15 protein-coding genes are annotated in these 20420 nt (G+C 63.2%); 6 read left to right on the top strand and 9 right to left on the bottom strand.

All coding sequences use genetic code 11. The annotated features are described in order from the left end of the window. Positions 1 to 72: 72 nt before the first annotated feature. Complete coding sequence (locus QCE62_RS15990) at positions 73 to 1563, top strand: MmgE/PrpD family protein (RefSeq protein WP_309920166.1); 1491 nt, start codon at positions 73 to 75, stop codon at positions 1561 to 1563. A 29-nt stretch (positions 1564 to 1592) separates the two neighbouring features. Further along, a complete protein-coding gene (locus QCE62_RS15985) occupies positions 1593 to 3065 on the top strand; it encodes an MmgE/PrpD family protein (protein WP_309920164.1) in 1473 nt (490 codons plus the stop codon). Positions 3066 to 3144: 79 nt separating this feature from the next. Here the strand turns inward: QCE62_RS15985 and QCE62_RS15980 are convergent, their stop codons facing one another. Further along, the gene (locus QCE62_RS15980) at positions 3145 to 7185 is read right to left on the bottom strand and encodes a helix-turn-helix domain-containing protein (protein WP_309920161.1); all 4041 of its coding nucleotides are present in this window, start codon (positions 7183 to 7185) and stop codon (positions 3145 to 3147) included. 109 nt (positions 7186 to 7294) lie between these two features. On the opposite strand from QCE62_RS15980, the gene QCE62_RS15975 reads away from it, so the two are divergent. Further along, on the top strand, positions 7295 to 7909 hold the full coding sequence (locus tag QCE62_RS15975; protein WP_309920158.1) for a type IV toxin-antitoxin system AbiEi family antitoxin domain-containing protein: 615 nt from the start codon (positions 7295 to 7297) through the stop codon (positions 7907 to 7909). Beyond that, positions 7906 to 8829 carry a nucleotidyl transferase AbiEii/AbiGii toxin family protein gene (locus QCE62_RS15970; protein ID WP_309920155.1) on the top strand — a complete coding sequence of 308 codons (924 nt, stop codon included), beginning with the start codon at positions 7906 to 7908 and terminating at the stop codon, positions 8827 to 8829. Before QCE62_RS15975 ends, QCE62_RS15970 begins: the two co-directional genes overlap by 4 nt. Positions 8830 to 8969: 140 nt before the next feature. Here QCE62_RS15970 and QCE62_RS15965 read toward each other — a convergent pair whose 3' ends face one another. Further along, on the bottom strand, positions 8970 to 9716 hold the full coding sequence (locus QCE62_RS15965; protein WP_309920153.1) for a glucose 1-dehydrogenase: 747 nt from the start codon (positions 9714 to 9716) through the stop codon (positions 8970 to 8972). Between the two features lie 177 nt (positions 9717 to 9893). Between QCE62_RS15965 and QCE62_RS15960 the strand changes: the two genes are divergently transcribed. Then, a complete protein-coding gene (locus QCE62_RS15960; RefSeq protein WP_309920150.1) occupies positions 9894 to 10712 on the top strand; it encodes a methyltransferase domain-containing protein in 819 nt (272 codons plus the stop codon). A gap of 4 nt (positions 10713 to 10716) precedes the next feature. Here the strand turns inward: QCE62_RS15960 and QCE62_RS15955 are convergent, their stop codons facing one another. The 7 genes from QCE62_RS15955 to sauS all read right to left on the bottom strand — a co-directional run bounded on the left by QCE62_RS15955 (position 10717) and on the right by sauS (position 19441). Beyond that, complete coding sequence (locus QCE62_RS15955; protein ID WP_309920148.1) at positions 10717 to 12339, bottom strand: FAD-dependent monooxygenase; 1623 nt, start codon at positions 12337 to 12339, stop codon at positions 10717 to 10719. Between the two features lie 119 nt (positions 12340 to 12458). Further along, positions 12459 to 12770 (bottom strand): DUF1634 domain-containing protein, encoded by a 312-nt coding sequence (locus QCE62_RS15950; RefSeq protein WP_309920146.1) that lies wholly within the window; start codon positions 12768 to 12770, stop codon positions 12459 to 12461. Then, complete coding sequence (locus QCE62_RS15945; protein WP_309920143.1) at positions 12767 to 13630, bottom strand: sulfite exporter TauE/SafE family protein; 864 nt, start codon at positions 13628 to 13630, stop codon at positions 12767 to 12769. The genes QCE62_RS15950 and QCE62_RS15945 overlap by 4 nt, the downstream gene beginning before the upstream one ends. Before the next feature lie 102 nt (positions 13631 to 13732). After that, positions 13733 to 14842, bottom strand: coding sequence for a nucleoside hydrolase (locus tag QCE62_RS15940; RefSeq protein WP_309811964.1), 1110 nt, complete (start codon positions 14840 to 14842; stop codon positions 13733 to 13735). A 105-nt stretch (positions 14843 to 14947) separates the two neighbouring features. Next, positions 14948 to 16291, bottom strand: a complete 1344-nt coding sequence (locus tag QCE62_RS15935; protein WP_309920140.1) for an MFS transporter — start codon at positions 16289 to 16291, stop codon at positions 14948 to 14950. A gap of 61 nt (positions 16292 to 16352) precedes the next feature. Next, positions 16353 to 17957, bottom strand: a complete 1605-nt coding sequence (locus QCE62_RS15930) for an AMP-binding protein (protein ID WP_309920137.1) — start codon at positions 17955 to 17957, stop codon at positions 16353 to 16355. After that, a complete protein-coding gene (sauS, locus tag QCE62_RS15925; RefSeq protein ID WP_309920134.1) occupies positions 17954 to 19441 on the bottom strand; it encodes an acylating sulfoacetaldehyde dehydrogenase in 1488 nt (495 codons plus the stop codon). The genes QCE62_RS15930 and sauS overlap by 4 nt, the downstream gene beginning before the upstream one ends. Positions 19442 to 19653: 212 nt before the next feature. Between sauS and QCE62_RS15920 the strand changes: the two genes are divergently transcribed. Further along, positions 19654 to 20418, top strand: coding sequence for an IclR family transcriptional regulator (locus tag QCE62_RS15920; RefSeq protein WP_309811956.1), 765 nt, complete (start codon positions 19654 to 19656; stop codon positions 20416 to 20418). The last annotated feature ends 2 nt before the right edge of the window (positions 20419 to 20420 follow it).

Genomic DNA, 20420 nt, shown 5'->3' with positions numbered 1-20420 from the left:
CGCGATGGAGTTCGGCATCAGATACTCCATCTGTCGACACTTGGAAGAATTTCCACTACGAGGAGACAATGCATGTCCGAGCGCCATCGGCCTCAACGTCGCAGGCTGTTGCAATCCGCCGGCGCACTCGCCGCGCTGTCGCTGGGCGGTTCGCGCCTCGTCTTCGCTGCGGACGAAAGCGCGAGCGAAGCAGCGAGCACCGGCGCAGACAGCGAGCACATCACCGCGCAACTCGCGCGCTACATGGCGCAGGCCCGCACGATGCCGCTCCCCGCTCCCGTCGTCCTCGCCTGCAAGCACCGGATTCTGGACACCTTCGGCGCGATGGTCTCCGGATCGCGCATGCGCCCCGGCATGCTCGCGGCGAAATACGTCGGCACGCTCGGCGGCGCGCCGCAGGCGACGGTCATCGGCACGCACGTGCGCACGAGCATCGTCAATGCGGCGCTGGCCAACGCCATGTGCGCCCATTCCGATGAAACCGACGACTTCGAACCGGTGACGAAGGCGCATCCGGGCAGTTCGGTGGTGCCGTCGGCGCTGGCCATGGCCGAGCACGGCGCGCAAAGCGGCGAAACGATGATCCGCGCGGTCACGCTCGGCTATGACCTCGCCTGCCGCCTGCTGATGGCGCTCGGTCCCGATCTCGTGCGCGGCTCGCATCGCAGCGCGGAAGGCACGGCCTCGACCTTCGGCGCGCTCGGCGCGGCGTCCGCCCTTGCGGGCCTCGACGAAACCGCGATGCGCTATGCGATCTCCTATTCGGCACAGCAGGTGTCGGGACTGTGGAGCTGGGTCAAGGACAAGGACCACATCGAGAAAGCCTTCGACTTCGCCGGCATGGGCGCGCGCAACGGCGTCATGGCGGTGAGCATGGTGCAGTCCGGCATGACGGGCGTGCGCGACGTGCTCGACGGCACGCACAACCTGTTCATCGCGCTTTCCACTCAGCCTGATCCGCACGCGATGATCGACGGGCTCGGCTCGCGTTTCTACGTGACCGAGACGGCGATCAAGACATACTCGGTGGGTTATCCGATCCAGTCTCCGCTCGACGCGCTGCTCGCCCTGCGCAAGCAATACGGCCTGACGCCGGACAACGTGAGCCGCATCGTCGTGCGGATTCCGCCGGATGCGGAAGGCATCGTCGGCGATAGCGCGATGCCCGACGTCAACTGCCAGCATCTCGTGGCGCTCGCGCTGGTGAAGGGCGCGGTGTCGTTCCGCGACAGCCACGATGTCGCCCTGATGCGCGATCCCGCCATTCTCAAGGAACGCGCGAAAGTGACGGTGCAGCCGGACCCCGCGTTGCACGATCCCGCCGCGCCGCGCGGTGCGAAAGTGCAGGTCACGCTGACGGATGGCAGCACGGTCGAGCACTTCACGCGCTTTGCACCCGGCACGAAGGAGAACCCGCTGTCGAGCGAAGCGGTCGCGGCCAAGGCGCGCGACCTGATGGCGCCCGTGCTGGGCGCCGCGCGCACGGCCGCGCTCATCGAGAAGATCGAGCATCTGGAAACGCTCAGGGATGTGCGCGAACTGCGCCCGCTGCTTACCGCCTGACGCCCGACACACTACAAGGAGACGAACACATGGCCAACATCGACCGGCGCTACTTCCTGAAGACCGGCGCGGCGGGCGCACTCGCGTCCGCCACCGTGGGCACGAGCGCGCTGGCGCAAGGCAACAGTGCGGCATCGCGGCCCGGCGCCACGAATGCGCGCCCGCCGAAGGTCACGCGCATCCTTGCCGAATTCATCGGCAAGACGCGCTACGAAGACCTGCCCGCACCGGTGCGCCGCGAAGGCGTGCGCACGCTGATGAACTGGGTCGGCGTGGCGGTGGGCGGTTCGCACGACACGACAGTCGATCGCGCCGTGGCCGCGCTCACGCCTTTCTCGGGGCCGCCGCAAGCGAACCTGCTTGGACGCACGGAGCGCTTCGACATCATGAACGCGGCGTTCATCAATGGCGTCAGCAGTCATATCTTCGATTACGACGACACGCACCTGAAGACCATCATTCATCCGGCCGGTCCAGTGGTGTCCGCGATTCTCGCGTATGCGCAATACCAACCCGTGTCGGGCAAGGACTTCCTCAATGCGCTGGTGCTGGGCGTGGAGACCGAGTTGCGCATCGGCAATGCGGTGTACCCGAATCATTACGATGTCGGCTGGCACATCACCGGTACCTGCGGCGTGTTCGGTTCGGCGGCGGCGATGTCGAAGCTCATGGGCCTCACCGTGCAACAGACGGTCTGGGCGCTGGGACTGGCGGCGTCGCAGCCGGTCGGCTTGCGCGAGTCGTTCGGGTCGATGAACAAGAGCTTCAATCCCGGCCGCGCCGCTGCCAACGGCATGTTCGCGGCGATCCTGGCGAGCAAGGACTACACGAGCTCGGACGGCATGATCGAGGCGAAGCGCGGCTGGGCGAACACGATCAGCACCAAGCAGGATTATCGCGAGATCACCGACGGGCTCGGCACGCACTACGAGTCCACGCTCAACACGTACAAGCCGTTTGCGTGCGGCATCGTGATTCATCCGGCGCTGGACGCCGCCATCCAGCTGCGCGACCAGAACCATCTCAGCGCCGATCAGATCGAGCGCATCGACTTGCGCGTGCATCCGCTCGTCATCGAACTGACGGGCAAAAAGACGCCGCAGATCGGCCTCGAAGGCAAGTTCAGCATCTATCACGCGGTGGCGATCGCGATCATCGACGGCGCCGCCGGCGAGAAGCAGTTCAGCGACGCCAAGGTGCGCGATCCGCAGACCGTCGCGCTACGCGAGAAGGTGAATACGATCGTCGATCCTTCGATCAAGCCGGAACAGGTGGACATGACCATCACGCTGAAGGATGGCCGCAAGCTGCACAAGTTCATCGAGCATGCGATCGGCAGTACGGAGGTGCCGATGAGCGATCAGCAGCTGGAGAAGAAATTCTCCGGTCTCGCCGACGGTATTCTGCCGGCGGATCAGACGCGGAAGCTGATCGACACGTGCTGGCATGTCGAGGCGCTGAAGAATGCGGGGGATATTGCGGTGGGGGCGGTGAGGCGGTGACGTCAAACGCCGGCCTTAGCGCATCTCGTGCCCTCTACATCGAAATACTTGGGCCAGGGCCGTGTTCTACGCAGTCAAACTAAGGCCGCCAATTCTGACGCTCTACGCGCTCGTCCTCGCGGCGCCCAAGATCCTCATAGTGTTGCGCCAGTTCTTCAAGGGACTGTGCGGTGCGAGGATATTCATAGGCGATCGCTTTCGCCCATTCTCTGTACTTCGCCGCCTCAACTCGTTCGAGGTCGCCACCGTCACCGTATGAACGCGTGGTCGCACCTCGTCCGTTGATCTTGCCGACCCAGAAACCTTCGATCATCGGCTTGCTGCGAAACAAGTCGATTACTTCCCGCACCGCTTCGGCGGGCCAATTGTTATCCGTTCCCATCGGTGATGCCGATAGCATTCTTCCGATGCGATCGTCAGCGATATCTTCAAGTCCGACTTCTTTAGCAAGCGAGCGCGCCTTCTTGATCCAGTCCTCCAGTTTCTCCGTGTCGATCGAACCGTCATCGCGAGTGCCCGGCAGGACATCCCATAGTTCCAGGAGGTTATATGCCTGAGTACCGATATCGCGAGCGTGTTCGAGACTCTGCGTTTCGACTTTTGTCTCGTCATCTTCTTCGATCGTCCCGAACGCCGCTTCGAGCATCTCGACAAACAGAGCGGGCTGTTCCGCGAGCGTTCTCGGCAGTACTCTGGCTGGTCTGCGCGAATATTCCAGCAGCGGCAGATAAACCCATTCAAGCCTGGCGAGCGTCTCACTGCTGACATCGTCACGCTCGTCGAGCACTTCGAGTATTGTGGTCACGAAGTGCTCAAACATAGTTGTGTCATTCACATCGTCCGCGCCCTCGCTGGGCTGACGCACAGCCTGAAGCAGCACACGCATAAGCAAATCGGACGGAAGAAGCTTCCCGCGACGATGCCCTGCAAGCCATAGCGCAGATCGAGCCCGGCCCACGTCGATAAGTCTCTGGACAGCGAACTCGACCTCGTTCTCGTCTTCACTCGCCCAGAAAACCGAAACCTGACGCCAGTACGCCTCTTCGATCTCGCCGCCCGCTTTAGCAACCTCACTCCATGTCGACCGGTCGAGCGGAAGAGCATGCAGAATGGTCAATAGGGCTGCGCCCCCCCAGGATTCTGCTTTCACCCTTCCAATCAAGGCCAGGACCCACGGCAACTTCCCGTCGCGCAATGCCGCAACGATCAGGCCCTGGGCGACGTCGCGCTCGCGCGAGTTGTCACTTCGAAGCGCGCCTGTCACAAGCGTATCGAGATCAGACTCGGCAAGCCTCTGGTGATAGAGCGCGTCTCCGATAAGAGCGGCACGCTCCACCAACCTCGCAAGCGCCAGGATAGCCGTTGCACTACCCTCATTGAACAACGCTTGCGCTGCCTGCTGCCGGGCGGAATTGACGTCGCGCTCATCCGTCTCCCAACCGCTCGAAACTGCCGGAAGACTCACTGACGGTGCGAACAACCAAGCCACCCGCTGCATCGGATCCAAAGGCGCAAACCGCTCGTAGATGATGTCGAGGCGCGCAAGCACCTCTGTCGGCATCGACCATTGCTGATCAGGCGCTATTCGATGGTGATGAATAACACGCCTCAAGCTTTCCCATAGCACCGCGCGGTCAGCTTCATCCGACATTGCCCGTTCGGCCGCCTCCAGCATGACCAGCGCCGACTCCTGGTCCGGAGCGAGATCTCCAAACCGATCGAGCAATTGTGTCCAGCGTTGCGGGTCAACGCCCACGTCGTGAATGAGCCGCTCGCTGATGGCAACCGCACCCCGTTTCATCAGACCCCAGGTCACCACTTCAACAACGTCGGCGCTGAAGTCACGCCATCTTGGCTTTGGAGAAGGCGTCGCTGTGCCATGGCCTCGAGGAAGCACGCCCAGCATCAGCTTCCAGGCAGCAGCGCTTTCTCGCTTCCTGATCGAGTCAAGCGCTCGAAGCCGTTGATCAAACGTTGCATAGGTCTGCGGGTTCCAAAGAATATGAATCTCACGAAGGCTGTTTGCCGGCCGGTTCGAGAATCTTCCGGGCGAGAGATCGAGCCCATCGAGGCGAGCTAGAACGAGGCTCACCCGCGGCATCAACTCAGCCGACCAAGCCAGAGATTCCAGCGCCCACAGCAAATCGGAAAGATGCTCGGTACCAATCACACCGCCCTCGTCAACGGCGAACAGCGAGCGAATAGGAGGATCACTCTGGTCAAGACTGTCTTCAATGACCTTCAGGAAAGTCTTCGGCGCAGCCTCAGCCAGAAGCCGGAAATCCCTGGAGAGCGACCACCATCGCTGCCGGTCTGCGTGCCCCAGAAGCTTCTCGACGATTGAGTCGACGCGCCGGCCGGCATCTGGAACGGTCTTGATCTCGTTGCCCCAGAGGGCAAGCAAGATGAGAACTTGCGCGATTCCGTGCCGAAGCATGCCGGAATACGCTGGATGAACGTCCAGCACCGGCGCCATCCAGCGCTTTTCCGGATCCATGTCGAAGCGTGGATCGGCAGAACCGAGCACGTCATGCGCCACAGCCTCGAAGCGAGCAAGATCGGGGGTGGTAAGGTGACGCGCCAGCAAAAACCACGCGTCGAACGGCGACGCCACGCGCCAGGTCATTCCGATCTTGTGCAGCGCGCTGTCAAACCTTCCGACATGTTGAGCAAGCGCGGCAATGACAGTCTCGAAGGGTTGGTCAGCTATTTCGGCAACCTTGGCGCGGTCCGCTTCCGAATTTTCGTCCCAGCCTCCGACCAGCAGCGCTGCAAGCAATGCACGAGGCGGCACTTCGGCTGCCCAAGTCGGAAGTCGTCCGGGCGCACCGGGAATGAGACGACGAAGAACTGCCAGATTTCGGGCACAGTCGCGCGCGAGCGCCCGTGCTCTTGGCTCGGAAATGCCTGCGGCAGTCAATCCGCTGGCGATTCCATCGCGTGAAGGACGCGCCAGGACGCGGACCTCGCCACGAGCGCGCGGGCGTTCGTCATAAACCTGCAGGACAAAGTGGCCGCGCTCGGACAAGGTTAGGGCCAGGCCCGGCTCAGGGTCGGTCAACAACACGATCAGCGGCGTAGGCGCGCTCGCAAGCGCACGTGCACTCACGGCGGTGGTTGCGACGAGAGACCTCGCCCGGTAGCACGCCGCCACGTCATCGGGAAGCATATTGACCGTGGCATGAAAGAACGCCACGACTTCCTCGACCGTGGTCGCCTGCAGTGAGAGAACGGACGGCTCGCCGCGCAACCAGCGAAAGACCGCTGCCGAATCCTGGTCACGATCGCAGAGAACCAGGTCCTCCGTAAGTGGCCATTGCGTCGCGCGAGACCATTCTTCCCAGAACCCCTCAAGTTCGCGCGTACCGTCTGGCCGTTTGCCGAGACGAGTCGCCAGCCAGAGGCCGACCGCAGGCGCTTGCTCAATCCAATGAACAAGATCATCGGCGTCGTAAGCGCGCACTTCTCGCCAGACGCGTTCATCTGTTCTGGCTTTGGCCCATGCGTCCTTATCCGGCCAGTGCCGCGGCGTGACAAAGATATATGTCGAAGTGTGGGGGTCCAGAGGAGCGGGATTCTCAGTACGCTTTTTGTAGTCCTCGGTTGCTTTGCGCTGAATGTTGGTCCGTTGGGTTCCAATCTCCCAGCCCGCTTCCCCTTGTGGCACATAGATGCTTTTGCCTTCAGTTTCCGTGCGGCCGTCCCAGCCAGGATGCAGAACGCCTTCGTCGGAGGGAAAACGGAGCCGAACCGCCGTGCCGTGGACCGCGCGAACCAAAAACTCAATCAAGGTCGGCAGACTGAACGCCCCATCGACTCGATTTGCCCAATCGGACAGATCTTCAGCGTCTACCCATCGGATTGGAATTCCCGGGCGTTCGGTCGAAGTAGCTAGCGGAACGGGCGGCCCAATCACCGCCCCGGTAGGCAGGAAGTGAACTCCGGCGCCTTCAAGTGCATCCCGGATAGCCTGCGTGTTGTTGGGTATCGGCGTTCGATGACCTCGTTCGAAATCTGCAACAGTCGAGCTTCCGACCCCTGCCGCCTTGGCCAGATCCTGCTGAGACCATGCCAGAAGGGCTCGGGCGGCACGAATATGTTTTGGTGTCAGAGTGGACAAAGGAGTAGACTGGCTCATGGTCATAGAAAATATATGACATCAGTCTTTTTTGCGCAACCGTTACTTTATGTAGACTTGTTTCAGAACTTACCATCAATTAGTAACATCGATGATCGACACGCCCACGACATTCCGGGATCTCGCGCTTAGTCTCATTCGGGAGCTTGGGATCGCGCGCGCCCGCGACTTCAAGGCCGCGGGAATCCCTTTGACCTATCTGAAGCGCATGACCGACTCCGGCGACCTGGTCAGGCTTGCCCGTGGCCTTTATCAGGATCCAGAACGCGTCGGTGAGCATGTGGCCCATGACCTGGCGGAAGCAGCCCGTCTGGTTCCGAACGGCGTTGTCAGCCTGCTGAGCGCACTTCGACACCACGAACTCACCACACAACTGCCGCACGCGGTGTGGATGACGATACCCCAGAAGGCCAGAGTGCCGAATGCACGCGGCATACGTCTTGAGATCGTTCGCGCGTCCGGCGACGTCTTGATGTCTGGCATCGAACACATTCAGGTAGAAGGCGTGCAGGTACCCATCTTCAATGTCGCCAAGACCGTCACTGATTGCTTCAAGCATCGACGTCATGTCGGAGAGGATGTCGCCATCGAGGCGCTTCGGGACGCCCTGCGCCAACAAAAAACCACCGCAAGCGACCTTTTGAAGTACGCCGCAATCAATCGCGTCACTGAGCGGATCGAACCGTACCTCAGGGCGATGCAATGAAGATAGCGGTTCTGAAAGATACCGCCGCCTCTATCAGGGCGCGCCTGCTGGAACACGCGAAGCGCAACGGCGACGATTACCAGCGCGTGCTGACGCGCTATGCAATCGAGCGCTTACTTTTCAGACTCACCCAGACCGCTGCAGCCGAACGCTATGTCCTCAAGGGCGCCATGTTGTTCGTTACCTGGCCCGAGCACATCTTTCGACCTACCGGCGATCTCGATTTGCTGGGTAATGGTGATCCGAGTCCTGACGCCATCCACCAACTCTTCACTAGTATCTGCCGAGTCGAGGTTCCTGACGACGGAATCATTTTCGCTCCCGACTCGCTTAAAATCGAACCGGTGCGAGAAGCGGACAAATATCGCGGTGTTCAGCTTACCCTCAAGGGTGACGTGGCCAAGGCGCGTGTCCATGTACAGGTAGACATCGGATTTGGAGACCACGTTTATCCGCGGCCTACGCTGCGAATCTTCCCAACGTTGCTTCCGGATCTACCAGCGCCACTCATCCTGATGTATCCGCCCGAAACGGTAATCGCAGAAAAATTTGAAGCGATGATCCGCTTCGGAGAGTCCAACGGAAGACTGAAAGATTTTCACGACATATGGATTACGACCCGCACGTTCTCCTTCGAACTTTCCAGTCTGGTTGAAGCGGTTGGGGGCACCCTGAAACGTCGCGAGACAGATTTTCCGCGGGGTATACCAGCAGGGCTTGATCAGGGCTTTGCGCTTATCGTCGAACAGCGAGGACTGTGGCGTGCGTTTCTGCGTCGGAGCCCGCCCGTCTTTCAGCCGCCTTCCTTCGAAAACGTGCAACTTGAGTTGAGGCGCTTTTTCGGGCCAGTGATTGCAAGTCTTGCCCACCCGGAGGCCGCCAAAGGACGCTGGGATCCACATGGCGGACTTTGGCAATGAGTTCGGTGTCGCGTTGAACCACTGCGTCGCCATCGATGCAGCAAACGCAAAGAACGACCACTCATCGTGATCTCCCGAGCGCTGCAGCTCGGGAGACGCCTCGATTGTCCACGCTCTCCAGCGTGGCCAACACTTCCCACTCAGCGCATCCCGCCACTCGCAATCAGACTCTCACCCGTCAGCCACCGCGCATCGTCCGAGGCAAGAAACACCGCAACGGCCGCAATATCATCCGGCCGCCCAACCCTGCCGAGCGGCGTTTGCGCCAGCGCCGCCGTTTCGAATTCCGAACCGATGACGCCCGCCGTATGCGTGCCTTCCGTCACCACGACGCCCGGATTGATCGAGTTCACACGGATCTTCCTCGGACCGAGTTCGCGCGCCAGCGAACCGGTGATGGCATCCACAGCGCCTTTGGTGCCGCTATAAACGGCAGTAGTCGCCGGCGTGATGCGGCTCACGACCGAACTCACATTGACGATGCTCGCGCCTTCGCCCATATGCTTGACGGCGGCCTGCGCGGTCAGCAGCGTGCCCAGCACGTTGACATTGAACTGCTTGTGGAAGTGCTCTTCGGTGATCTCTTCCAGCGCCGCGAATTCATAGACGCCGGAATTGTTCACGAGAATATCGAGGCGGCCGTAGGTTTCGATTGCCGCGTTCACGATGCCTTGCGCATCCGCCGCCTTCGATACATCTCCGCCCACTGCAACCGCACGGCCGTTCGCCGCGGTGATCGCGGCGACGACGGCATCGGCGCCTTCCTTGCTGCTGGCATAGTTGACGACCACCGCCGCGCCTTCGGCTGCGAGCGCCTTGGCGATGCCTGCTCCGATGCCCTTCGATGCACCCGTGACCACCGCGACCTTGCCTGCAAGTTTGCTCATGATGTCTTCCCTGAAAAGTTGACTGGGCGGTAGAGGACCGGCTGCTTTGTTGTCTCGCTGGGTCGGCCCTGCCATGGTGACAATGTAGTTGGGCTGTCACCACCGATAAAGCGGACTAAAGTGAATTGACATGCAGGCAAACGCGAATAATGAACCGGCGCCATGGAGGCAGACCGCATGAGCATGCTTCGAAGCGATGCGAACTTCGCTGGACCGATCGCCGGGCTGTATGAACAATTACTCGTGCCGATGCTCTTCGCGCATTACGCCGATGACCTCGCCCGCCGTATCGCCGCACTTGATCCATCGCGGGTACTGGAAACCGCCGCGGGAACCGGCGCATTGACGCGTGCGATGTCGCGCAGGCTGCGTCGGCAGGTTACCATCGTCGCGACGGACCTGAACCAGGCCATGCTCGACCACGCAGACGCAGTAGGGACGCCCGCGAACGTCACGTGGCAACAGGCTGATGCGCAAATCCTGCCGTTCGCCGATGCAGGCTTCGATGTCGTCGCCTGCCAGTTCGGCGCGATGTTCTTTCCCGACAAGCCGGCTGCCTTCGCGGAGGCGCGTCGCGTGCTGCGGCCGGGCGGGACGCTGTTGTTCAACGTGTGGGATTGCATCGAAGAAAATGCTTTCGCCGATACGATCACCACCGCGCTCGGCCACGTGTTCCCCGATGATCCGCCGCTGTTCATGAAACGCACGCCGCACGGCTATTTCGATGCGCACACGATCTCGACGGACCTCGCCCGCGCAGGCTTCGATGCAACATCGCGCATCGAAACGGTAACCGCGCAAAGTCATGCGCCATCCGCGCGGGCCGTCGCCGTCGCGTACTGCCAGGGAACGCCTTTGCGCAATGACATAGAAGCACGCAAAGGCGCGACGCTCGACGAAGCCACGGCCGTCTGCGAAGCTGCAATCGCGGATCGCTTCGGCACCGGACCCGTGCACGCGAAGATGCAGGCGCACATGATCGTCGTGCGCCGCTGAAGCCTCACGCGCGATCCAGCACCCGCGTGAGCCATGCGATGAGCGCCTGCCCATCGCAAGACGCGCTGCGGTAGCCCAGATGACCATCGGGCCGCACCGCCCACACCATGCCGTTGCGCGCGCCGAACTGCGCCGCGAACTCGCCCTGGAAATCGCTCAGCGTGCGATAACGTTCGTTCGCGCCGTTCATGATCGAAGGGGACATGATCAGCACCACGCCGCCCGTGAGGCCGAGCGCGGCGCGCCATGCATCGACGGCTTCATCGAACGCGGCGCCGCGCGCGCCATCCTCGTCATCGTCGATATAGCCGAGCAGCGTATGCCGGCCACGCCCGATGTGATCCTGCAAACGCTGCACCTGGCCGACGAACGCCTGCGCCAGACCGCCCACTTGCGGCACGCGGTCGCCGGGCGCGGGCAGTTCGGATGCCATGTCCCGGCATTCGTCGACGACAGCGGGACTGCCGCGATAGCCCACCAGCAACTGCGTCTCGCGCATGCCGGGCCGCATCTCGCCATGCGCGAGCACGGTATGCATGGCGCGGCTCGTCGACTCGACCACATCGAGCCCGACGGGCCGCCGTTCCGCTTCATAACTGTCGAGCAGTTTCGGGCCAGCCATCCCGCGCGCCGTCAGGCCGATCTTCCAGGCGAGATTGTGCGCATCCTGCAAGCCCGTGTTCATGCCCTGCCCACCGACCGGCGGATGGATATGCGCGGCATCGCCGGCAAGGAAGACGCGGCCCCGCGCATAGTGCTGTGCAATGCGATGACTCACGCGATACACCGACGACCAGCGCATCGACGACAAGCGTGTGTTGCGCGGCAGGATCGGCAGCATGATGCGCTCGACTTCATCGAACCCGGGCGCCGAGTTCAACGCGTGCAGCGCGGCATCGTCGGGAAGCAGCACCATCGACAGGCGATAGCGGCGCTTCGACCCGCGCACCGGCAACGCGGCAAGCGTGGTGGATTGGGGCGCGGCGCCTTCTTCCGTGCCCTGAACCTTGCCGGAGAGATTGAAGCGGTACATCGGTCCACGCGGCAGATTCCAGTCCACGTCGACATCGGCGAGCATGAAGGTCTGCGGGTATTGATCGCCTTCGAAAGGCACGTTCAACTGATGCCGCACGCTGCTGCGCGCGCCGTCGCAACCCACCAGCCAGCGGCAGCGAACCGTGCGGATCTCGCCGCCCGCCATCTGCACGCGGGCATCGACGGCGTCGCCCGAGTCGGTGAAGTCCACCAGCGTCGCGCCATAGTCGACGTGCCCGCCATGCACCGCGAGCGCCGTCTCCAGCAGGCGCTCGGTTTCGAACTGCGCCAGCGAAAGTGCGCCGTAGGGCATGCCTTCGCGCGGAAACTGCGCGCTGAACACGGGATCGCCGTCCTGGAAGGTCTCGGCGCCCGTGAGCCAGACGCCCGTGTCGATCGCATCGCGCGCGATGCCCAGGTCTTCGAAGATTTCCAGCGTGCGCGCTGTCACGCCCAGCGCCTTGACGAAGAAAGCACGCGTTTCGTGCGCATCGATCAGGCACACATCAAGCCCGTCGCGCTTCAGTTCCGCGGCGAGCAGCAGGCCAACGGGGCCGGCGCCGGCTATCAACACATCGGTCGTATCGTTCATGATGCGATTTCTCCCGAGGAATGCGATGCGTGCGCGTGTGACGCGCGAGATCGTCGTCCGGCGAAAGGGAGAATAACCGTTGTGCCTATGCTTGTGCCGCCATTCGATCGCCCGATCCGTCAGCCGGCGAGCGGACCGAGCCGCACGCCGAGCACGCAGCCGGCCGCGATCACGGCGAGCACGGCGGTGGCGAGCGCGGCGTAGAGCGTGTTGCGCTGCCGGGCGAACACCGCGAGCAGCAGCGCGACGCGCATGACGGGAAGCAAGACGAACAGCGCGACGCCCGCCGTCATGGCCTGCGCGGCCCACGGCACGGGCCACGCCTGAAGCACCAGACCCGCGCCGATCAAGCCGCACGCGATCCACGTTCCGGCCTGAAGAAACACGGCGAGCAGGCGGTCGAGCGAAACATGCGCGGGCGACTTTGTCATCCGGCGAGTTCCGTGAGGTTGATGCCCATGCCTTGCAGCACCATCTGGCCCGCGACGATGACGAGCACGGAAAGAAACAGCACGCGCAGGCGTTCGCTGCGCACCTTCATCAGCACCCGTGCGCCGAGCACGGCGCCGAGCACCGAACCGAGCGCGACCGGCGCGGCCAGCGCGCTGACGATCTCCCCGCGCAGCAAGTACGCGCATCCGCTGGCGGCAGCCGTTACGCCGATCATGAAGTTGGAAGTGGCCGTTGAAACCTTGATGGGCAGCCGCAACGCATTGTCCATGGCGGGAATCTTGAGGATGCCGCTGCCGATCCCAAGCAACGCCGACACCATCCCGGCCACCACCATCAACGTGAGACCCAGCGGCACACGCTGCACGCGATAAGCGACGTCGCGATGCAGCCGATGATCCGGATAGCTCGAATGCAGTTCGAGCGCGGCGGCGAGCCCATGCGAAGGCGCGGTGGAGGTAGCCGACGCCGGATCTTCGCGCCGCACGAACATCTGCCATGCCGACACGAGCAGCACGCCTGCGAACAGGAAGTCCAGCGCCGATACCGGCACGACGCCCGCCAGCAGCACGCCGCAGAGCGCGCCGAGCGTCGTGCCGGTTTCGAGCACGAGGGCCAGCCGTACATTGGTCAGCCCGCCGCGCAGGAACGCGGCCGCGCCGCCGCACGAACAGGCGATGACCGACACGATGCTGGTGCCGATGGCCGCATGCATGTCGACGTGAAAGAACATGGTCAGGATGGGCACGATGAACAGGCCGCTCGCCATGCCGAGCATGCCGCCTGCAGCACTTGCGCCGAGGCCTGCGCAGAACAGCCACAGCGTTGTCTGCAAGCTCATTGGATCCGCTCTGAGGAGATCAGTGAGCTTGAACTATAACATGTCATAACAAGTATGAAAATGCATGACGGACAGCCCGTCATGCATCCGGCTACACCAACTTCACTGGAACTTCACCGGCACCGGCCGCGTGAGCAGATCGACATAGAACGCGAAGAAGCGGTTGTTGTCATAGCGCGTCACATACGTGATCTTCTGCGGCGAAGCGCCGGCCGCAGGCGCATCGGGATAGACCATCACATGCCCCTGATCTTCTCCAGGCGTCGTGTCGATGTCGAGATACGCGCTCTGCGTCTGCGTCGCATAAGTGGGATCAAGAAAGTATCCGATCGTCAGCGTGTCGTAGATGTCGGTGTTGTTGGCGAACGCGCCCGCATTCTCGATGGCATATACCTTCGTCACGGCGGTCTGTCCCGTCGGCGGATTGACGATCTGGTTATAGACGGTCTCGGTCAGCGGAACGGTATTGGTGACGTCGAGCGGAATCACCTTCTGCGGGATCGTGGTCTGCAACAGCGTGCGCACTGCGACGGGATCGAACCACCAGTTCAGTTCGCCCACTGCGTTCGCGTTACCCGGCACGTTCATCGCACCGCCCATGTAGACGATCTGCTTGATGAGCGGCACGATCTCCGGCGCCTTCTGCACGGCGGTCGCGAGATTGGTGGGCGGCCCCACTTCGATGATCGTCACCTGGTTCGGATAACGCTTGATGGTGTCGATCATGAAGTCCGCGGCGGCCTGCGCTTGCAGCTTCGTCGAAGTTGCGAAGCCGTCGGGCGGCGCGGTCAGTTGCGATTGCTGAGTGGGTTCGGGACGCATCCACGCGCCGAAATAGCCATTGGGATTGGCGGCCTGCTGCGCGCGAATGCTTGCGACGTCATATTGCAGCGGATAATTCGCGCCCGCATAAACGCCTACCTTGTCCTGCACGCCCATGCGCTCGACGGCCTTCAGCGCATCGGCCTCTTCTTGCAACAGCCAGTCGTTGCCGGTCACGACACACAGGCCAAGCAGATTGACCTTGCCCTGCCCCATCAACTGCGTGGTCATCGCGAAGAGCTGGCCGTCGTCGCCCATCGTGTTGAAGTCCGAGTCGATGATGATCTTCGGTGCATTCGAATAGGCAGGCTGATTATTGTCGGACCCGCCGCACGCGGCAAGCGCGACGACACACGGAATGATCAGGATTACCGCTTTGCAACGCTGCATGGTCGTGTCTCCCGAATCGATATAAGTAGAGTGGGCGCACCGCCGCAATGCAGGCAAGGCGCCACTCATTCTACGTTCGATCCGGGAACCGCATGGACCGCGTACTCACTCGTTCCAGTGCCCCGCGCTGCCCGCGAAAGCCGGCACGCCGAGCTGGTCGCGCTGTTGTTGCGCTTCACGCGCCTCGTCGGCCTCGACGGTCTTGCTCGTATCGATGAACAGCGCCGCGACCGCACCCACGCCGAGCAATGCCGCCGAGATCGTGAACGGCACGTTGTAGCTGCCGGTCTGCTGGATCAGATAGCCGAACACGACGGGCGAAGTCATCCCCGCAATGCCGAAGCCCGTGTTCATCATGCCGCCGGCCGTACCCGCATACTTGCCCGCGATGTCGAGCGGCAGCGTCCACAGGACCGGATTCGTGATCTCGAGGAAGAAGAACGAGCCGGTCAGGAACCACACGGCGGCCACGGGACTGGGGGCGTTGACCATCGGCAGGAGGAAGGCCAGCGAGCCGCCCATGCCCACCACGAGGATGCTGCAGCGCGCGAGCCGCAGACGGCCGGTCAGTTTGTAGATGCGGTCCGAGATGACGCCGCCGAGCGTGTCGCCGACGACGCCCGCCAGCAAGGGCAACGCGGTGAAGAGCGCGAGATGCTTGAGGTCGAAGCCGCGCGACTCCTTGAGATACGACGGCAGCCAGGTCAGATAGACCCACAGCAGCCAGCCATAGCAAAAGTCGACGAAGGTCACGAGCCACATGCGATGAATCAGCTTGCGCCAGGGCGTCACGCTCTTTCGGGCACGCGCACAATCGCCCGCGCGATAGCCGATCTCCGCGGTCTCCTCCGGCGTGATGCGGCGATTCTCATCGGGCGAATTGGTGAACACGAAGAAGTACAGCACCGTCCATGCAAGGCTTGCGATGCCCAGCAGGATGAACGCCTCGCGCCAGCCGCTCGCGGCTACCACGGCCAGCACGAGCGGCGGCGTGAGCGCACCGCCCAGCCGCGAGAAGCTGTGCGTGATGCCTTGCGCAAAGCCCCGTTCATGCACCGGCATCCAGTACGTGAAGGCGCGCGTGGCGGTCGGGAACGCGCCGCCCTCGCCGATGCCGAGCGCCAGGCGCAGCACCACGAGCATGCCGATGCTGCCCGCAAAGCCCGTCGCCAGCGTGGCCGCGCCCCAGATCAGCGAGAGCACGATCAACACGAGCTTCGGACCGAACTTGTCGGCCAGCCATCCGCCGACGACCTGCATGACCGCATACGGATACGCAAATGCCGAGAACACGAGTCCGAGCTGCACGGAGCTCAGTCCCATCTCCTGACGGATCAGCGGACCCGCTACCGCAATGTTCACCCGGTCGATGTACGAGATGAAGTACATCAGGCACATCACGCCGAGGATGATATGGCGCGTCTTCACGCGCTGACGATGCTGGTTCATTGTGTCTCCCATGTCCATCTGATGTGGAATGTGCAAGTCCTGCCGTGAAGCGCGCGCCCGCTTATCCCGCCGGCTGCGGCTTCTCGACGAGCTTCAGGCGCTGCACCTTGCCCGAGGGGCCGCGCGGCAAGGCATCGGTGAAGCGGAATTCGCGCGGTGTCTTGTAGCGGCCGAGTTCGCGCAGGCAGTGCTCGCGCAGATCGGCGGGATCGGGAGGAGGCGCGCCGACATGCGGCACGATGAACGCGACGATGTCCTGCCCGTAGGCCGGATCCGGCACGCCCACGGCAGCCGCTTCCAGCACGCCCGGATGGCGCAGCAGCGCTTCGTCGATCTCGCGCGGCGCGATGTTCTCGCCGCCCTTGATGATCAGTTCCTTCGCGCGGCCGTTGATGTAGAAGAAGCCGGCTTCGTCGCGATAGCCGAGGTCGCCGCTGTGCAGCCAGCCATCGGCGGTGAAGGCGTTACGGGTCTCCTCGGGCCGCTTGTAGTAGCCGCTCATCAGTTGCCCGCCGCGCAGCACGAGTTCGCCGGTCTCATTGGCCGCGCATTCGCGGCCTTCGGGATCGACGATCTTCGCCTCGCCGCCCGACGGCAGACCGATGCTGCCGATCCTGCGCAGCGCCGGGTCATACGGGTTGCTGAAGGCGGGCGCGGCGGTCTCGGTCATGCCCATCGTCTCGATCACGCCGATGCCGAAGCGCGCCTCGAACGCGCGATGATGATCGGCAGGCAGCGCCGCCGACGCACTGCGGCAGAACTTGAGCGCCGACAGATCGAAGCCTTGCGCGCTTTCGCCGTTGAGCAGATAGGCGACGATGGTCGGCACCACGTTGATCCAGGTGCAGCCGTGCTGCGACGCTTCGCGCCAGAACGTGCGCGCGGAAAAGCGCGGCGTCATCACGGCCGAGCCGCCGTGTTGCAGCGGCGTGAGCAATGCGACGACGAGGCCGTTGATGTGATACAGCGGCAGCGACACGAGCACGCGGTCGTCCTCGCACAGGCGATGTTCGGCGCTGATGTTGCGCATGTTCGCCAGCAGGCTGCGATGGCTCAGCAGCACGCCCTTGGGTGCGCCGGTCGTGCCCGAGGTGTACATGAGCAGCGCGGTGTCGGCGGGGTCGGCGCCTTTCGCGACGATCTGCGTGGCATCGTCGCCAGGCGGCGGCATGGTGCTGGAGGCAAGCACGGGTATCGCGGGCAAATCCGCTGCATCGGGCGATGTGCGCACTACCGCGATATCGCGCGCCACGCTCTTGAGCGCTTCCGCGACGGTCTCGTGCGTATCGTCGGCCACGAAGATCAGGCGCGTATCCGAATGCTCGACGATGTAACGCACCTGCGACGGCTGGCACAGCAGGTTCAGCGGATTGGCGACGAGCCCGCTGTACATCGCAGCGAGCAACAGCCGCGCGGTCTGGATGCCGTTGCCCATGAACACCGAGACCACATCGCCAGGCTTCAGTCCCGCCGCTTCGAAACGCGTTGCGAGCGCACGGCAGTCGTCACGCAACGCGCGGAACGAGAGTACGTTGCCGCCCTCGGCATCGAGCAGGAACGGCTTGTCGGGAGCATGTTCAGCGCGCGCGTCGATCAATGCGCGCAAGGTCGTTGCATCGAGCGGCGCGTGCCCGGAAGATGCAATGCGATCAGCGAGCGTGCTCATCGTCCGATCCTCCGGAAGTAGTCGCCGAGCAACGCGTCGACTTCCGGCACGCGTTCCGCAATCGGGTACGCGACGCGCGTCACGTTCATGTATTGCCGGTAGCCGAGGTTCGCCGAGAAGTTGTTGCCGCCCCAGGTGCCGCAGCCCATCGAGAGCGAGAACGGCAGGCCGTTGTCGAAGTTGCCGCCGGTCGCAAGGCAATGCGCCTGATTCACGATCACGCGCGCCACCGGCAACTGCGTGCCGAGCAGAACGGCCAGCGCATCGTCCGCGCCATGCACGCCCACCGAATGTCCCGCGCCCATGTAGCCGTAGATGCCGCGCACGATGTCCATCGCGTGTCCGGTATCACGCGCGCGATACACGGTCAGCACCGGCGAGAGCTTCTCTCCCGAGAAAGGATGGTCCTTCCCATAGCCGGTTTCCTCGACCATCAGGAACCTCGGCTCGCGCGCGGCGATGTCATCGAGGCCGGCTTCACGGGCAATCGCCGCAGCGGAGCGCGCCGTGCAGCGCGCCGACAGCTTGCCGTCCTGCCACAGCACTGCCTGCAAGCTTGCCTTCTGCGCGGCGTCCAGCAACACGCCGCCCTGCTTGCGCAGCGCATCGAGCATGCGGGCATGAATGGCGTCCTCGATCACGACGCTGTTCTCCGACGAGCAACTGGTCGCGTTGTCGAAGGTCTTGGAGATGGCGATCTTGCGCGCCGCGTCATCGGCATCGGCCTGCGCGGTCACGATGGACGCCACGTTGCCCGCGCCCACGCCGAAGGCCGGCGTGCCGCTCGTATAGGCCATGCGCACATTGGCCTGCGAACCGGTGGCGACGACCAGATCGGCGAGGCGCATCAATGCGGCCGTCGCGGCCTTGCTGGCGGGCGGCGGCAGCATCTGCACGAGATCGGGATCGAGACCGGCCTTGGCGAACTCGGCGTGAATGAAGCCGATCAGCAACGCGCACGACGAATAACCCTTCGGCGAAGGCGCGACGATGATCGCGTTGCCGCACTTGAGCGCATTGATGATCTTGTTGGCGGGCGTCGCGCCGGGATTGGTCGAGGGCGTGATGGCCGCCACCACGCCCACCGCGCGCGCGATCTCGACGATGCCATGTTCCTCGTCCCGCGCGATCACGCCCGTCGTCGCGACGCCATGCAGGTCGCGCAACAGGCCCAGCGTCTTGCGATGGTTCTTGCGGAACTTGTCGTCGGCGTTGCCGAGTCCCGTGTCGCGCACGGACAGGTCCGCCAGTTGCCGGTTGCGCGCGGGCTCCATGATGGCCCACGCGGCGGCGGCCACGGCCGTATCGAGCGTGTCCTGCCCCGCGTGTTCGAAGCGTTGCTGCGCCGCGCGCGCCCGCTCGACGAGCGCGCCGACCGCGCGTTCCGCTTCCGCCTGCTGCGCGGCCTGAGTGGAGTCCGGCGTGGAGTTCGGCGCGTGTGCGCGTGAACGCACGAGTGTTGCGCCGCTTGCCATGTCATTCATGCGATGAACCTCGGCTGATGATGGATGGGAGGTGCTATCCAATCTAGTCAGCTCTGTTCGTCGCGCGGTCCCGTTTTCCGGAGTAACGCATGCAGCGACGGCGCGTGCATCGGAAAGTGTCGATTTCGGGACTTTCCAGAGTCCCGAAAAACAATGTTTTCGACGCACAATGAAATAAAAACGCAAGCGACACATATAAAGCAGGAGACAGCGTGACATCGAATCAATCGAATGCCGCCGCCGTGCGCGCGTTCCGCGTGCTGGAAACCCTGGCGGAAGCGAACCGTCCTCTATCGATGACCGAACTGGTCGATGCGCTTGGCCTGCCGAAGCAGACCGTGCACCGCATCCTCGTGCAACTGATGGATGCGTGGCTCGTCACGCGCGGCGCCAGCGACAGGCTCTATGAGTGCTCGCCACGGGTGCGCACGCTCGCCATCAACGTGCTGATGCACGCAGGGCCTGCTGCGGCGCGGCATGCGTTGCTCGAACAACTCGTCACGCGGGTCGGCGAGACCTGCAATCTGACGATGCTCGCGGGCAACGACGTCGTGTATGTGGATCGCGTGGAAACGGGCTGGCCGTTGCGCATGCATTTGCAGCCGGGTTCACATGTGCCGCTGCATTGCTCGGCGAGCGGCAAGCTGCTGCTGAGCTTCCTGCCGAAGGAGCGGCGCGAGCGCATGATCGAGCGCCTGCCGCTACGGTCTTACTCGGAACGCACCATCACCGACCGCGACGTGCTGCGCCGTGAGCTCGCCTTGACGCGCCGCCGCATGCTGGCCATCAACAATCAGGAGCATCTGCAGGGGCTCGTTGCGATTGCGGTGCCGGTGATGCTGGACCGCAATCGCGCATGCGCCGCGATCGCGATCCAGGCGCCGGTGGGACGCGTCGCGCTCGATCAACTGCTTGCCTTCGAGCCCGACCTGCGCCGCACGGCTGAAGAAACCGCGCGGACTTTCAGGGAAGAATGAAG

Origin of the sequence: Caballeronia sp. LZ033, assembly GCF_031451265.1 — a bacterium.
GTDB lineage: Bacteria > Pseudomonadota > Gammaproteobacteria > Burkholderiales > Burkholderiaceae > Caballeronia.
Note: the sequence above shows the minus strand (reverse complement) of the source record. Positions and strands in the feature narration are given on the sequence as shown.

What these genes read in the sequence shown, in the direction of transcription:
- QCE62_RS15990 (WP_309920166.1), top strand. Translation starts at nt 73, where the DNA reads ATGTCCGAGCGCCATCGGCCTCAACGTCGCAGGCTGTTGCAATCCGCC.
- QCE62_RS15985 (WP_309920164.1), top strand. Translation starts at nt 1,593, where the DNA reads ATGGCCAACATCGACCGGCGCTACTTCCTGAAGACCGGCGCGGCGGGC.
- QCE62_RS15975 (WP_309920158.1), top strand. Translation starts at nt 7,295, where the DNA reads ATGATCGACACGCCCACGACATTCCGGGATCTCGCGCTTAGTCTCATT.
- QCE62_RS15970 (WP_309920155.1), top strand. Translation starts at nt 7,906, where the DNA reads ATGAAGATAGCGGTTCTGAAAGATACCGCCGCCTCTATCAGGGCGCGC.
- QCE62_RS15965 (WP_309920153.1), bottom strand. Translation starts at nt 9,716, where the DNA reads ATGAGCAAACTTGCAGGCAAGGTCGCGGTGGTCACGGGTGCATCGAAG.
- QCE62_RS15960 (WP_309920150.1), top strand. Translation starts at nt 9,894, where the DNA reads ATGAGCATGCTTCGAAGCGATGCGAACTTCGCTGGACCGATCGCCGGG.
- QCE62_RS15955 (WP_309920148.1), bottom strand. Translation starts at nt 12,339, where the DNA reads ATGAACGATACGACCGATGTGTTGATAGCCGGCGCCGGCCCCGTTGGC.
- QCE62_RS15950 (WP_309920146.1), bottom strand. Translation starts at nt 12,770, where the DNA reads ATGACAAAGTCGCCCGCGCATGTTTCGCTCGACCGCCTGCTCGCCGTG.
- QCE62_RS15945 (WP_309920143.1), bottom strand. Translation starts at nt 13,630, where the DNA reads ATGAGCTTGCAGACAACGCTGTGGCTGTTCTGCGCAGGCCTCGGCGCA.
- QCE62_RS15940 (WP_309811964.1), bottom strand. Translation starts at nt 14,842, where the DNA reads ATGCAGCGTTGCAAAGCGGTAATCCTGATCATTCCGTGTGTCGTCGCG.
- QCE62_RS15935 (WP_309920140.1), bottom strand. Translation starts at nt 16,291, where the DNA reads ATGAACCAGCATCGTCAGCGCGTGAAGACGCGCCATATCATCCTCGGC.
- QCE62_RS15930 (WP_309920137.1), bottom strand. Translation starts at nt 17,957, where the DNA reads ATGAGCACGCTCGCTGATCGCATTGCATCTTCCGGGCACGCGCCGCTC.
- sauS (WP_309920134.1), bottom strand. Translation starts at nt 19,441, where the DNA reads ATGAATGACATGGCAAGCGGCGCAACACTCGTGCGTTCACGCGCACAC.